The organism is Archangium violaceum Cb vi76, assembly GCF_000733295.1.
In the GTDB taxonomy this organism is placed as follows: Bacteria; Myxococcota; Myxococcia; order Myxococcales; family Myxococcaceae; genus Archangium; species Archangium violaceum.
In genome coordinates this window covers 41,779-56,735 of the sequence record NZ_JPMI01000291.1, presented here as the reverse complement: position 1 = coordinate 56,735, position 14,957 = coordinate 41,779, and the positions used below count along the sequence as shown (strand labels likewise).

Below are 14,957 nucleotides of genomic sequence, written 5' to 3'. Positions count from 1 at the left end.
CGCCCCCTCAGTGGTAGATGGGCAGTCCCCCCACGCACAGGGTGGCGTGGAACCTCCCGGTTCCGAAGGCGCTGTACTTGGCGTTGCAGATCTCGAGCTGGCCGGTCAGCGCCGTCGAGCCCGGTGTGATGGCGCCATCCACGGCCATCCTGAAACCCCACCCCACCACGTTGACTTCGTCGAGGAAGGAGAGGTGGCCCGTGGCACTCCCGGCGGGAGAGGTCTGTTCGAAACGGGCCGTGAGGTACGCGTAGCCGTTCCGCTTCCCGAAACAGCCGGGACAGAGCGAGCAGTAGTCATCCGGGCACCGATCCGTCTCCTCGTACTGGTTGGTATTGACCAGCGTGTCGCAGAGCCGGGGATCGTTCGAGACGATGAGTTGAAACTGCGTGGTTCCCCGGATGGGCACGAAGGCCGCGGAGCTCCAATCGATGGTCCTGGGGACCGCGCCCACGGAGACACTGCCCCGGGCGGTACCGGGCTCCAGCCCCGTCGTGGGCGCATCCGGAACAGGCGGGCAGGCGGCCTCGATCAGACAGCTCGAATCGCACAGGTCTCCATCCACGGTGTTGCCATCGTCACACTGCTCCCCCGCCTCGAGCCGGCCATTTCCGCACCGGGGCGGACACGGGCCACAGTCGAGCGTCCCCCCACAGCCATCGGAGATGACGCCACAGGTGGCGCCCGAGGCGGCGCACGTCGTCGGCCTGCAACCACAGACATTCGGCGTACCGCCTCCGCCACAGGTCTCGGGATCCGTGCACGTCCCGCAGAAGATGGGCTCCGCGCAGTCATTCAGCGTCGTTCCGCAGTTGGCGCCCTCGTCTTCACAGGTCGTCAAGTTGCAGCCACAGACGTTGGGGCGCCCGCCCACCCCGCCGCCACACGTGAACGGCGGCGTACAGGAGCCACAATCGAGCACCCCGCCGCAGCCATCCGGGAGCGAACCACAGTTGGCCCCCGCACTCGCACAGCTCACCGGGGTGCAACCGCAGACGTTCGGCCGCCCTCCCCCGCCACACGTCTGGGGCCCGGTGCACGAACCACAATCCAGAGGCTCTCCACAGTTGTCGATGACGCCACAGTCCGCGCCGCGCTCGGCACAGCTCATCGGCGTGCAACCACAGACATTCGGCGTGCCAAAGCCGCCGCACGTCTCCGGTGCCCTGCACGTGCCGCAATCGAGCACGCCTCCACATCCATCCGGCACCTCGCCGCAATTGACCCGGGCCTCGGTGCAGGTCATCGGTGTGCACCGGGGCCAGGGAACGCAGAAGCACCCGGCACACGCGACGGCGAGGACCACCGCGGCAAGGGTCGGCAACACTCGAATCGGCATGTCTCTCCCCCTCGATTTCAAGAACTACGGCGAGCCCGTTCCGCCATCCATGCCCTCCGCGTGGACCACGCGGAAGCGCAGCGCCTGGACGGACAGGGGCTCCACGGCGCGCCGTCCCAGATCATTGGGCACGAACCAGACGCCCCCTTCATCGTTCACGGCCCACAGCTCGTACTCGCCCACGGGGATGGCCCCGAGCGTGGTCACCACCCTGCCCCGCCCCGGCTCCTGGGTGATGGCCTGAGCCAACGGGACGACGAAGAGCTGGAGCGCTCCAGCGGCGATAGTGACGCTCGGATCGCCCTGCAAGCTTCCGAGAAAGGGCGTCACATCGGGCAGGAGCGGCACGATGACCTGCGCGGGCCGGCCCTGGCTGTCGAGGGGCACGGTCTGCCCGGGCCTCGGAACGAAGCGCAGGAAGAACTGGGGCCACACGTCCACCACGCCGTCCCCATTCACGTCATCCGCCGTTCCATCCCCATCCACGTCCGCGAGCCGGACGAAGAACCGGGGCGCATCGCCGCGCAGCAGCCCGAAGCCCTCGCTCCGCACGTTGAGCGAGACGATCGCCGTGGACGAGTCCGTCAGGGTGAACACCCCCTCCGTCCCCTGCTCCACCACCTGGAACGCGGGAAGCGGGCGATTCACCCGGCGAGGCAGCGCGAGCTCCACCGGCAGCGTCTGCCCCGGCTGCACGTTCAGCTCGACGGAGGACTCGGGGACCCAATCCCCCGCGCCGGGTTGCGCGAGCACGTCCACGGTGAGATCCGCGTCGCCATTGGCATCGAGGAAGCCCCACAGCCGGTACACATCGGGGCCCACCGCCGAGAACCCGAAGCGCGCGTCCCCGGCGGCCAGGCGCACCTCGGGGACGGCGGCCACGTACTGGGGCTCGCCCCGCTGCTCGGGAGGCGCCTCATCCGGGGCGAAGAGGAACAGGTACGCATTGCCCACGGGAGGGCCGGCCAGCGTCACCTGGCCCTCGACGCGGGCTTCGCGCCGGGGCTCCGAGGAAGGAGGCACGGAACAACTGGCGAGCACGAGCCCGAGAGCTGGAGCGAGGCCACGAAGAACGAGGGGAGACACGGCGCCACTCTACCCCGGGGGCCACTCCACGGTGGTCCTCCCGGAGCTTCATGTGGCTCGGCGAATCAGTTCCACCTCGCCCATCTCAGAGAACCCCAGAGTTCCCTCGGACCCCACGCGACCTGGAAGAACTGGACCGAGGAGCACCAGGCCGTGCACCCCACGCCAGTGACTCAGCGCTGCGGACAATACGAGCCCGTCTTCATGGACCAGAGCGCGTTGTCCGGAGTCTCGCCGGTCGCCGTGAGGAAATAGACGAAGCCCCCCGCGCGGACGAAGGACGCGGCCGGTGCATCGAAGAGTCCCACGCCGGCTTCTATCGGCGCCGAGCCACTGCCGGGAACGATGTCCGCCACCCGCCGGGGCCGGCCGTCGAACACCTTCCAGGGCTCGCTCCCGTGCACGCCGTCATCCGCCACGAAGTAGAGCTTCCCGTTGCCCGTCGCGAGCCCGTACGGGAACGAGGACGGCGCTCCAGGCTGGATGTCGATGAAGAGCCGGGTGCCCGTGGCCGTGCCATCCGTCTCCCACAACTCGCGGCCGTGCACGCCGTCATCCGCCACGAAGTAGAGCCTGTCCCCCAGGACCGTCATGTTCGTCGGGATCGAGCCCGCATCCCCGGGCCGGATGTCCACGAACAGGTGGGTGCCCGCGGGCGTACCGTCGCTCACCCATGGCTCGAAGCCCCGGGGCTCGTCCTCGGCGCTGGCGGTGAAGAAGAGCCGCCCGTCGAACGCGGTGAGCCCGAAGGGCGGGCCGATCAGCCCGAAGTTCCGCAGCAGCACCGCGCTCCCCGGAGTGCCATCGCTGCTCCACAGGCGGGAGGGATCCCCCGGCGCCAGCTCGTCGGTGAAGAAGAAGACCCGGTCTCCCACCGCGGTCAACTGGGTGATGCCGACACCGCTCCCCGAGGCCCGGAAGAGCTCCACCAGGGCTCCCGAGCGGGTGAGCCGGAACAGCCGGGACGTGTCCGGGTCCGCCACCGTCGCCCCCCTGAAGACGAGATCCCCGCTCGCCGTCTCCACGCTGCTCGAGGGGAAGCTGCTGATGACGAGAGCGGGAGGCGTGCCCAGGATGCGACGGCTCCCCGCGGCAGTGCCGTCGGTGAGCCACAGCTCGTCCCCACTTCCGGGGATGGGCCGGAGGGCGAGCAGCCTGCCCCGGTACTCCCGCAGGGGATGGGCATTCGTGAGCTGCGGAACCTCCACGGGATGCGTGCCGGACGCCGTCCCGTCGCTCCTCCAGAGAACACCGTTGGAGGAGAAGAAGAGGAGCCCCCGGGCCTCCGTGAGCGACCGAGGGCCCATGGGGGCTGTGATGGGCGCGATGACCTCGACCCTGAGCGTGCCGGACTCCGTCCCATCGCTCTTCCAGAGGGACCAGTCCGTGGAGCTCGCGACGATGAAGAAGAGCTGGTCACCCACGGCGACCATTTCCTCCGGCCCCCGGATGCGTGAGATCTCCAGCACCCGCGTGGCCGGAACGCAGTCAGCCGACGCCAGCGCCTCGTCTGCCTCGCACCAGGTGAGGCCCAACGCCAACAACATCATCGGTAGCCGTCTGAATCCCACTCGCATGGTCATCCCTCCGCCGGGGCATGGAATGCCCCGTCCAGCAGGGAAGCTGTAGTCACGCGAGGAGTCCTGGCACCCGCGCCAGAAGAGCAGCACGGCGCCATTCAATGAACAGAAGCCTTGTCCGTTTGGAGAGGGGCTCCAGATCAGTCCAGGAGGTTCGCCAGGCCCGCGTACGTATTGGTCCCGGGGATGCCATCAATCGGACCCACGTAGCCGCCCCGGCTCGCCAGGGACTGAAGCGTCTTGTAGGTGTTGGTTCCCGGTACGCCATCGATGGGCCCCGTGTACCCGGCGCCACTCAAGAAGGTCTGGAGGCCCTTCCACGAGTTCACCCCCAGCGCACCGTCGATGGGGCCCATGTACCCGCCCAGGCGCGCGACCCGCTGGAGCGCCGCGTACGAGTGGGTTCCCATGACGCCATCGATGGGACCCGTGTAGCCAAAGCCTCGCAGCATGGTCTGCACGCCCTTCCAGGAGTTGGTTCCCATGACGCCGTCGATGGGGCCCGTGTAGCCGCCCTTCGCCGCGAAACGCTGGAGCGCCGCGTACGAGTGGGTCCCCATGACGCCATCCACGGGTCCCGAGTAGCCGTAGCCAGCGAGGACCTGCTGCATTCCCTTCCACGTGTTCGTGCCGGGAACGCCGTCCACGGCGCCCGTGTACCCGCCTGCCTTGGCCAACCGCTGCAACGTCACGCCCTGCGCGTTGGTGACGGGAGGCACACCGCCGCCCGACCCGTTCAGGTACGCCTGGATGCCGTTGTACGTATTGGGCCCGGGGATGCCATCGATGGGCCCCGTGTAGCCACCGTCCTGGGCAAGCAGTTGCAATCCCTTGTAGGTATTGATGCCCGGAACGCCGTCGACCGGCCCGTCGTAGTATCCCAACTGGCGAAGGATCTTCTGCACGCCCATCCAGGTATGGGTTCCCGGAACACCATCCACGGGGCCCGTGTAGCCACCGCGCTGGGCCAGCTTCTGCAGGATGATTCCCTGTTCGGTGGTGATGGTGGGCGCACCACCGCCGCCCGAGCCGCCTCCGGGGATGGCCGTCGGCGGAGGAGACGTCGCGCCATCTGGTGGCTGGGACAGTCCGGTGAACGCGGACAGCTTCGCCACGTTCAAATCCAGGGGAATGCCATTCTGGTTGCCGGACGAGGTGTACTGATGAATCTCCCACGCCGGGAAGGCAGACCCGATGTTGGGATTGCCCGGCGTGCCCGTGTAGTGGGCGATCCACAGCTTCGAGCCCACTGCCTTCGTCTGGGTCCAGGTGTTGGACGTGAGCAGGCTCGAGTAGGTGTACAGGAACGGAGCCTTCCCCAGACGGTTCTTGACCGCCTGCATGAAGGTCGCGGTCATCGAGTCGTTCCAGAAGATGCCATCGTCGATGGCCTCGTTGTCGAGCACCAGGAGATCTCCCGGCCGATGGTCATACAGGTGGTCCATGAAGTACTGGGCGTCCGCCGCGGGGTTGGTGGAGCCCGCCACCCAGTAGTGCCCGACGATCAACCCGGCCGCGCGAGCCCGGGCGACCTGCTGGGCATAGTACGGCGCGACGTACGTGGGAGAGACATTGGAGCCACCCGCCTTGACGATCGCGAACTGATAACCAGCGCTGCGAATGGCGTTGAAGTCCAGATCACGCTGGGTCGTGCCGACATCGATTCCATAGACGCCGCTCATCCCCGTCGGCGCGGGGGTCCCGGGGCTCTGGGCCAGCCAGTGGGTGAGGCCCAGGTAGGTGTACTGACCCGGGTAGCCATCCACGGGGCCCGTGTACCCGCCCAGCTGCGCGAGCCGCTGGACTCCCTTCCACGTGTTCTCACCCGGGATGCCGTCGATGGGGCCGGAGTAGTAGCCATGATTCGTGATGACGGTCTGGACGCCCTTCCACGTGTTGACTCCCGGCACGCCGTCCACCACGCCCGTGTAGCCACCTCGCTGGGCCACGCGCTGGAGCGTCTTTCCGTCCTCGATGCTGATCTGGATTCCCCCGGAACCACCACCGGTGCCGGTCCCTCCGCCACTTCCGGTGCCGAGGATGTTCCGGATCAGGGGCGCGGGATCGCTGACGTACTCGCCAAACGCACAGCGATCCGTGGAGCCTCGGGTCATGTGGAGGTGCGGCCCGCTCCACGCCGACCCGTGATCATCCCCGTAGCCGGCCACATAGGCGATGATCTCCCCCTGCTGGACGTAGGCACCCACGGAGACGCGTGTCCGGATGACGTGGGCGTACCCGGAGTAGTCGCCCGGCGCGGATTCCACGGCGATGGTGTGGCCCACCACGGAGGAGTACTGGACGCGGCGGACGTAGCCCGAGCGCAGCGCGGGAATCCCCGTACCGGCACTCGCGGCGATATCGAGGCCGCGATGGCCAGCGGGGCCGTAATAGGGGCCCGTGACTCCGAAACGGCTGGTCCACCGGCTCTCCGCGTAGAACGACTGCACATTGGACGGAGCGGCGAGCGTCTCTTCCGCGGTGGCGGTGTCGGGACTCCCGCCCTGCTGCCCCTCCAGCTCCATCCCCCCACAGCCCGCGAGGACCGCCAGGACCCATACCCACTTCACCGCGGTCGGAAAGAAACACTGCACCAGGCTTCTCGAGGTGAACCTGTCGCTCATACGTCTCCAAGGTGCTCGAACAACGGACCCGGGATTGTCGGGACGTCCGTCGCGGAGTTGCGCCGAAATTCCCAGATTCTTGGGATAAGCTACCGCGCCATGCAGCACACGATGTGGCTCGCGCTCGCGCTCCTCCTCCTCGCCGCGGCTCTCGCCGGGCTCCTCATCGCGTGGCGGCTCCGCCCGAAGCCCGCCCCCTGCGAGCCCCAGCGGTACGACGCCACGCCGCAACCGGGGACGTTCGCGGTGCGGGCGCTCGAGGCCATGCCGCCCATCGTCCGCGACACGCCCGTCCTCGACGCCCAATCCCCCGCCTGGCGCGACGCCATGGCGCAGACGGGCCTCCGGTTGCGCCGCGCCGGGGTGCGCCACGTCGTCTTCGTGCACGGCACCTTCGTGGGCCATGATCCCACCCAGCTGCTCTCCGCGCTCGAGGGGCCCCTCTCGGCACTGGGCCCGGGCCTCATGCCGTCCCTGCAACGCCTCTCCAAGCTCCCGAGCGATCGCGTCCTGCGCGACCTGGGCAACTACACCCCCGAGTACGTCTCGCTCTTCCAGAAGTCGCTGGGCATCGACATCCCCACCACGCGCTTCGTCTGGAGCTCGGCCAACAACCATGTCGCCCGCCTGCGCGCGGCCGTGCAGTTGCTGCGGCTGCTGGCCACCTCGGAGCTCGGCAACAAGCGGGCGCTGCTGCTGGGGCACAGCCACGGCGGCCAGGTGCTCGCCCTGCTCACGCAGCTCGTCTACCCGGCGCGGACCGCCGAGGCGCTCTGGCAGGCCGTGCGCGACGCGGGCGAGCCCACCGAGGCCCTCCAGGACATGGCCCGCACGGTCGCCCGCGCGCGGCTCGACATCGCCACCTTCGGCATGCCGCCGCGCTACGGCTGGGCCACCGGCCGGCAGTGCCGCGTCCTGCACGTCATCAACCACCGGGGCACCGAGCCACGCGGGAGCACCGTCGCCGGAGTCCTCCACACGGAGAACGGCGACTACGTGCACCAGTGGGGCATCGCCGGCTCGGACATTCCTCCGGGCAGCACGAAGGAGCGGGAGCTGGCCGCCCGGCTCGATGCCATCCTCGGCGAGGGCTATGACGTGAAGGCGTGGCTCAACCACGTGCGCCACGGAGCGCGCGTGCCTCGTGACGGGTTCAGCTACCTCGTCGACTACGGAGACCGGGGCACGGGCGCCCTCCCCAACTGCCTGGCGACCTGCTTCGGGCACGGCGTCTACACCAGCTACGACGCCATGCTCTTCAACTCCCGCCTCCTCGCGGACCACTTCTACCGGTAGATGCTATGGAGGGGCCGATGCGAAAGCTTCTCATTCCAGGCCTGGGCCTGCTCGGGCTGGGTCTGCTGGTGCTGGCCCTCCGTTTCGGAGCGCCGGCGAACCAGCAGGCTCCATCGGCTCCACCCAGGCTGGACCACGAAAGAAAGATGGCGGTGATGAACGACGAGGAGTTGTTGGGGAAGGCGCTGCATGTGGCGCGTGAAGCGGGTCTCCTCCTGCTGCGGAAGCACGGCGCCGTGCTCCCGTTCGGGCTGACCCTGGACTCCGCGGGCGACAACCCCAGGACCTTCTTCCCCCGGGATCAACTGCCTCGCGCCTCGTGGGACGAGCTGCTCGAGGCCACCATCGGGCATCTCGAGCGAAGCGCTGGCTCGGCGGACGTCGGGGCCATCGCACTCGTCACCACGCTCGAGTCCGGAAGCGAATCCGGCCTGGGAGTCCAGGTCGAGACACGCACCTCGTCGCTGTTCCTGGTGTACCCCTACAGCGGAAGCGGGCAGAGCTTGCGCCTCGGGGAGCCTCAGAAAGCCGAGGGCGTGCTCGTGGGACCGATCCTGGCCCAGGACGACTGACCAGCGGAGAACCGCCACTCCGGGGGAGGGAACTCCCCTCGCCCCGGAGCGCGGTGCGATCACTCGGCCCAGTAGGTGCCGGTCAGCAGGCTGAAGCCGTTCTGCGTGTCGACGAAGATGGCGACGCTGTGCCCGCTCCAGGGATCGTTCGCGTAACCGTAGTAGCAGCCCTTGAACGTGCGGCCGGTGATCCGCTCCTCGAGGTTCGCCAGACCGGCGGCGCGCTGGGGGAGCTGCTGGTACGGGTCGGCGTAGTTCAGCGTGGACAGGAACTCGGCACGCACCTCGGCGGCGTCAGCCAGGTACGGCCGGACGGTCGCGCCAGACGGGACGCTGGTCGGCTCGAGCCCGAAACACACCGGGGCACTGTAGTTGTAGCTGCCGTTGCCCGTCACCTCCTGCCACCAGTCGAAGTGGCGGGCCATGTACGCACCGCCGTGCCCACGATCGCCCACCGCGTTCGCCGCGGTGATGAGCGCCTCGAGGGGCCGGCTCAGCGTGGCCGAGTTCCGGATGTTGCGCAGGCTCACATCGCCGATGCCCGCGACATTGGCGATGGCCTGCACCGACGTGAACGGGCGCTGGTTGAGCAGGTTCACGGCGCCGTTCCACGCATCCGGCAGCACGTCATGCAGCTCGGAGTCGTGGATGCTGTTCACCAGCGAGACGATCGCGGCCGCGTCATCCGTGGACAGCGCGAGACCGTCCAGGATGCCGATGCAGCTGGAGGGAAGGTACCCCTTGGCCCGGGCTCCGGCCGCGAGCTGATCGAGACGGGTCGGACCGACCAGCCGGACGGAGGAGATGTCCGCCAGGGACACGAACGGAGAGATCGCGCGGCGGGCGACGAGGTTGGAGACGACATCGCTCGGCAGGTACGCATCCAGCGTCGCATAGGACGCCGTGTTCGCGAACTGGAGGATGCCCTGGCACTCCGGGGACACGTCCACGTCCGTGGTGGTGAGCGCCGCCTGCTGCTGCGCGAGGGGCTCGTTGGACTGCTCGAGTTCAGCACCACCGCAAGCAGTGAGCAGGCTCGCGGCGAGAAGGGCGGTACCAAGATGACGCATGGGGGGCTCCTCATGGGGGGGACTGCGAGGGGAAGTACCTCCATACACCACCCGGCTGACAGGTGTCCCCCGGATTGGGCCCAATCCACGGGTCACCCCGATTCCACGAATACGGAACGGAGAGTTCACGGACGTGTTTCATGTGTCCGGTCCGCCACGGAGATGTCTGTAGCGAGGAGCTCGCCGCGCTCGACCGCCGTCAGCCTTCCTGATTCGGGAGCGCGGGGAGCTCGACGAGGAAGGTGGCGCCCTGGCCAGGACCGGGGCTGGTGCAGGTGAGCGCGCCGCCCAGCTCCGCCGCCGCCAGGGCGCTGGTGTGCAGCCCGAAGCCGTGTCCGCTCTTCTTCGTCGTGAAGCCCTGGCTGAACAACCGCGGCAGGTTCTCCGGAGAGATGCCCACCCCGTTGTCCGTCACCTCGATGCGCAGCACCTCCCCATCCGCACTCACGGAGATCCGCACGGTGAGCCGCTTGTCCGGGCGGCCACTCTCCTGGAGCGCATGCCGCGCGTTGCTCAGCAGGTTGAAGAGGATCTGCAACAGCTTGTGCCGATCCACCAGCACCGGAGGCACCTCGGCGTACTCGCGCCGCACCTGGATGCCCTCCTTGTCGAGGGACTGGGCGTGCAACCTCAGCGCGTCATCCAGCAGCCGCGCCACCTGGATCTGCTCCACCACGCCGATGAAGCGCGCGTTCTCCTGCTGCATGCTCACCACGGACTTCATGTGCTCCACGCTCTCGCTCAGCGACTTCACCTCCGTCATCAGGGCCTCGCGCTCCAACACGAGCCGCTCGGAGACGGCGATGATGTAGGGAGGGAGCTGCCGCCCCCGCTCGTCCTCGGTGAGGAAGGAGCCCAAGCGCGGGAGGTGCTCCTTCATCAGCTCCGCGGCGCGGGCCAGCCCTGGCACGCGAGAGGTGCGCAGCCGCTCACCCACCACGCCCACCGACACGTTCACGCTGTTGAGCGTGTTGCCCACGTTGTGCAGCACCCCCGTGGCCACCTCCGCCATGCCCGCATGGCGCGAGACATCCAGCAGGCCGCGGTGCAGCTCGGCCAGCCGCACCTCGGCCTCCCTGCGCGCGGAGATGTCCCGCGCGAAGAACGTCACGCCCACCACCCTCCCCTCCTTGTTCAACAGAGGGCTGGCGATGGTCTCCAGCGTCCGGGACCGGCCCTCCAGCAGGAACTCCACCTCCGTGCGGTCCCGCTGCCCCGTCAACGCCTTCTTGAAGAGCACCAGTAGCTTCGACCAGGGCTCCCGGGGCACGGGCGGAAAGAGCGGTGCTCCCGGGGGCAGCTCACTGCCGGTGAGCGTGGAGATCAGCTGGAGCGCCGGCCGGTTGGCGGCCACCCGGCGGCCCTCCGTGTCCACGGACATCACGAAGTCGTCCGTGCTCTCGATGAGGCTGATCAGCTTGCCCTCGCTCTCGCGCAGCGTCTCCATGGCCCGCGTCAAGGCCGCATGCGCCTGCTCCCGAGAGGAGCTGTGCAGCCAGAACAGGCCCCAGCCGATCAACAGGGCCAGCACCGAGGAGCTGTTGCTTCCCAGGGAGGTCAGGATGGCGAGGAGGGGCGGCTTCGAACCGAAGCCCCAGTGGTAGAGCTGATGGACGGGCCCCACGCCCAGGCAGACGATGGCGGTGAAGATGAAGCCCAGGCGCCCCCCCAACAGGTAGACCGCCAGCAGAGGCACCAACATGACCGTCGCATGCGAGACGACCCCCCGGTCGCTCGTGGAGATCGTCACCAACAGGACGGCGCTCGTCAGGATCCCGCACGTCAGCAGGGCCAGGTTCCGGAATGAGCGCCCCATGCGCACCAGGAGCAACACCAGGGCGTAGCTGGCCACCGCCACGAGCGCCACGGCGGCCACCGCCCGGCGCCCGGCGATGGGGGAGGATCTGAGATTGATTGAAAAGAGGAGGTTGAGCAGCAGCATGCTCAACGCGGTGCCCACCAGCACCCGGTACTGTCTGAGCTCATCGGGCGGCAGTTGGCGCTGCCGGGGTGTCAGGAACACATCCACCCCGGCGATCAATCCTCTCCGCAGGAGGTGAAACATGTTCAGCCGTTCGCGAGGGAACCGAAGCCCCGGGGCGGCATCGTGGGTACGCGGTGCAGCCAGTTGTCCTCGGGGTAGCGGGCCGTGCCATCGATGAGGTGGACCGAATAGGCGTGGCGGCTCTTGGAAGAGGTATTGGCGCCGCTCTTGTGGGGCAGCAGCCCGTGGAGCACCACCAGGGTGCCCTTCTCCACCTCCAACGGCACCATCCCCTCCTCGGGCAGGGGCGTGGGATCCAACACCTGGAACGCCGTGCCACCCCCCGGGACGCGCACGAAGCGCTTCTTCAAGCCCAGCGTGTGCCCGCCCGGCAGTGCCCACAGGCAGCCGTTCTCCAGCGTGGCGTCCTCCAGCGCGAACCAGAAGCCCAGACAGGTGGACGGCTCCGTGTACAGGAACGTCGAGTCCTGGTGGCAGTTGACCTCACCGCCAATGTGGGGCTGCTTGAAGATGTACATGGACTGGAGCAGCAACGGCTGCTTCAGGCCCAGCTCCGAGGCCAGTCCCGCCAGCTCCGGCGTGCGGGAGAAGCGCTCGAAGAGCGGATCCAGGTCATGCAACGCATGGCCAATCTTGTTGATGGACAGCGTCTTGTCCTGGCGCAGCGAGCCATCCGGCCGGAAGGCGTTCTCCTCGAAGAAGAAGCGGATGCTGTCCCCCGAGGAGAGGAAGTACTCGTCCGAGGTGCGCGTCTGATCGTTCGTGGTGAAGATGGAGACCGTCTCCGGTTGGAAGCCGGCCACCAGTTGCTCGGCCCGGGCCTTCAAGGCGTCACAGGCCGCCGCCGGCACGAAACCGGGAAGCACGAGGTAACCCTGCCGCGCGAAGTCTCTGGCTCGATCCATGTCCACTCCCATGGACGGAAACCTACCAGAACGTGCTCAGGAGCTACACGAGAGCGCCGAGCAGCCCGGCTTCGAGCGCGCCCACTCGGGCCGCTTCGCCGCGTAGGCCTCGCGGCCCGGTTGCTCCTCGTACGGCCGGCGCATCACCTCGAGCAACGCGTGCACCTTGCTGTCGTCGCCCTCGTGCGCGGCGTCGATGGCCTCCTGGGCGAGCCAGTTGCGCATCACGTACTTCGGATTCACCGCGTCCATCCGCCGCGCCAGCTCCGCGGGCGGTGCCTCTTCACTCCTCGTGCGCTTCCACCACGCGGACAGCCACTCGAGCACCCGGGCCCCATGCGCCTCCGGGACAGGCCCGTAGAAGGCGTCGCGCACCGGCCGCGGCAACTCGCGAGGAGCCTCCGGCAGGGTGGCCACCTGGGACAGGCCGCGGAAGAAGATCGTCATGTCCGTCTCGTGCGCGGCGAGCCAGGCGAAGCACTCGTTCACCAGCGCGACATCCCCCTCGCGCTCCAGCGAGGACAGCCCGAGCTTCGCCGCGAACCGCCGCGCCAGCTCGGCCGAGAAGGTGCGCTGGTACTCGACCAGCCCCTCCTCGACCAGCGACTCCTGGTTCTCGAGCAGCGGCAGGATCGCGACACCCAGCCGCTCGACGTTCCACATGCCGATGTTGGGCTGGTTGCCGTAGCGGTAGCGGTGCTCCATGGCGTCGGTGGTGTTGGGCGTCCAGCCGGGATCGAAGTCCTCCAACCACCCGTAGGGCCCGTAGTCGATGGTGAGGCCGAGGATGGACATGTTGTCGGTGTTCATCACCCCGTGCACGAACCCCACCGCCTGCCAGTGGGCGATGAGCCGGGCGGTGCGCCGCGCCACCTCGCGGAAGAAGGCGGCGTAGGTGTCCTTGCCGGGCGCGCCGAGCTCGGGGAAGAAGTGCTTCAGGGTGTAGCCGGCCAGTTGCGCGAGCAGCCCCAGGTCCTCGCGGCTGGTGCAGAGCTCGAAGTTGCCGAAGCGCAGGAAGCTCGGAGCGACCCGGCAGACGATGGCACCGGGCTCGGCCTCGGGATGGCCGTCGTAGAACATGTCCCGGATGACCGCGTCACCGGTGGCCACCAGCGACAACGCGCGGGTGGTGGGCACCCCCAGGTGGTGCATGGCCTCGCTGCAGAGGAACTCGCGGATGGAGGAGCGCAGCACCGCGCGTCCGTCCCCCCTGCGGGAATAGGGCGTCCGGCCCGCGCCCTTCAGTTGCAGCTCGTACCGCTGGCCGTCCGGGGCGAGCAGCTCCCCCAGCACGATGGCGCGGCCGTCTCCGAGCTGCCCCGCCCAGTTGCCGAACTGATGCCCCCCGTAGTTGGCCGCGTACGGCACCATGCCCGGCCACAGCGCGTTGCCCGCGAGCACCCGCACGAACTCGGGGGCCCGCAGCGTCTCCTCGTCCAGCCCGAGCAGTTGCACGACCTCCTTCGAGTCCGCCACCAGGCGGGGCGCCGACACGGGCGTCGGCTGCACCTTCGACCAGAGGGCGCCCTGAACCTGGCGCGGCCGCGCATCCTGGAGCGGATCTCCGGGGGTCGACTCGATGAATCGGGACGTGAAATGAGGCATCCCAGATGCATGCCTTCCCTCATCCACCGATGCAACGAATAGTTTCCAGGCGAGGGAGGGCTCAGTACCCGAGCCGCTCCGCCATGTAGTGGTCCAACTGCCGGTACCACGTGGGCCAGTCGTGGGGCATGTCGTGGCCCCAGATGTCCAGGTTGTGGGGGATGTCCCGCTGGTGCAGCAGGTGGCTGAGGTGCTCGGAGTACCCGGGGTTCTCCCACGCGCCGCGGCTCGTCACCAGGTGGATGCGGCTGTGGTGCCGGAGCAGCTCCAGGCCATGGCCCTCGGGCAGGTTCGGCACGTAGGAAGCGGGGTTGTTGAAGTAGACGTCGTCGCTCCAGTAGCCGTGGAGGAAATCCGACTGGAGATCGTAGAAGCCACCCAGCCCGAGCAGCAGCTCGAACTGATCCGGGCGCCGGAAGAAGGCATTGGCGGCATGGAAGGCGCCGAAGCTGGCACCCGCCGCGCCGATGCGCGCGTGCTCGTTCCCCAGGCACCGGCGGATGTGCGGGACGACCTCCTCCTCGACGTACTCCGAGAAGCGCGCCTGGTTGTGCGCCTTCTGGTGGAGGGGTATGCCCTCGTTCATCCACGCCCAGGGGTTGATGCTGTTGATGCTGAAGATCTGGACCCGGCCGGCGAACAGGTGGTGGGCCACGCTCTGGATGAGCCCCATGCGCTCGGCCTCGAGGAAATCCCCTCCGGCGGTGGGGAAGAGCAGCAGGGCCGGGCCCCAGTGCCCGTAGCGGGCAACGGGCATGTCCATGCCCAGCCGGTGGCTGTACCAACCGAAGAGCTCTCGGCGCAGGTTCGGATCAACGTTTGACATGGAGGGGCTGATTCCAGAAGAACCTCCCGCAGTAAAGCCGTTTCCCCTG

The 14,957-nt window shown here is 68.3% G+C and carries 11 protein-coding genes; 2 read left to right on the top strand and 9 right to left on the bottom strand.

Annotated features, from left to right (window positions below):
* Positions 1–7 precede the first annotated feature (7 nt).
* The 4 genes from Q664_RS53305 to Q664_RS39935 form a co-directional block, all read right to left on the bottom strand.
* Positions 8–841 carry a hypothetical protein gene (locus Q664_RS53305; protein ID WP_152622609.1) on the bottom strand — a complete coding sequence of 278 codons (834 nt, stop codon included), beginning with the start codon at positions 839–841 and terminating at the stop codon, positions 8–10.
* Positions 842–1,363: 522 nt separating this feature from the next.
* Complete coding sequence (locus tag Q664_RS39945) at positions 1,364–2,362, bottom strand: hypothetical protein (protein ID WP_160174606.1); 999 nt, start codon at positions 2,360–2,362, stop codon at positions 1,364–1,366.
* Between the two features lie 236 nt (positions 2,363–2,598).
* The gene (locus Q664_RS39940; protein ID WP_160174605.1) at positions 2,599–4,002 is read right to left on the bottom strand and encodes an ELWxxDGT repeat protein; all 1,404 of its coding nucleotides are present in this window, start codon (positions 4,000–4,002) and stop codon (positions 2,599–2,601) included.
* A 143-nt stretch (positions 4,003–4,145) separates the two neighbouring features.
* Positions 4,146–6,629: a GH25 family lysozyme gene (locus tag Q664_RS39935; protein ID WP_043408607.1), complete on the bottom strand. Its 2,484-nt coding sequence runs from the start codon at positions 6,627–6,629 to the stop codon at positions 4,146–4,148.
* A 99-nt stretch (positions 6,630–6,728) separates the two neighbouring features.
* Between Q664_RS39935 and Q664_RS39930 the strand changes: the two genes are divergently transcribed.
* Together Q664_RS39930 and Q664_RS39925 are read left to right on the top strand one after the other, a co-directional pair.
* On the top strand, positions 6,729–7,925 hold the full coding sequence (locus Q664_RS39930; protein WP_043408606.1) for a hypothetical protein: 1,197 nt from the start codon (positions 6,729–6,731) through the stop codon (positions 7,923–7,925).
* A gap of 17 nt (positions 7,926–7,942) precedes the next feature.
* The gene (locus Q664_RS39925; RefSeq protein ID WP_043408603.1) at positions 7,943–8,497 is read left to right on the top strand and encodes a hypothetical protein; all 555 of its coding nucleotides are present in this window, start codon (positions 7,943–7,945) and stop codon (positions 8,495–8,497) included.
* A gap of 59 nt (positions 8,498–8,556) precedes the next feature.
* Here Q664_RS39925 and Q664_RS39920 read toward each other — a convergent pair whose 3' ends face one another.
* The 5 genes from Q664_RS39920 to Q664_RS39900 all read right to left on the bottom strand — a co-directional run bounded on the left by Q664_RS39920 (position 8,557) and on the right by Q664_RS39900 (position 14,908).
* Positions 8,557–9,567 carry a helix-hairpin-helix domain-containing protein gene (locus Q664_RS39920; RefSeq protein WP_043408601.1) on the bottom strand — a complete coding sequence of 337 codons (1,011 nt, stop codon included), beginning with the start codon at positions 9,565–9,567 and terminating at the stop codon, positions 8,557–8,559.
* Between the two features lie 199 nt (positions 9,568–9,766).
* Positions 9,767–11,632: an ATP-binding protein gene (locus tag Q664_RS53300; protein ID WP_084610736.1), complete on the bottom strand. Its 1,866-nt coding sequence runs from the start codon at positions 11,630–11,632 to the stop codon at positions 9,767–9,769.
* Between the two features lie 2 nt (positions 11,633–11,634).
* Positions 11,635–12,477, bottom strand: a complete 843-nt coding sequence (locus tag Q664_RS39910) for a phytanoyl-CoA dioxygenase family protein (protein WP_043408810.1) — start codon at positions 12,475–12,477, stop codon at positions 11,635–11,637.
* 36 nt (positions 12,478–12,513) lie between these two features.
* A complete protein-coding gene (locus Q664_RS39905) occupies positions 12,514–14,082 on the bottom strand; it encodes a protein adenylyltransferase SelO (protein ID WP_043408597.1) in 1,569 nt (522 codons plus the stop codon).
* 61 nt (positions 14,083–14,143) lie between these two features.
* Complete coding sequence (locus Q664_RS39900) at positions 14,144–14,908, bottom strand: esterase family protein (RefSeq protein ID WP_043408595.1); 765 nt, start codon at positions 14,906–14,908, stop codon at positions 14,144–14,146.
* Between the last annotated feature and the right edge of the window lie 49 nt (positions 14,909–14,957).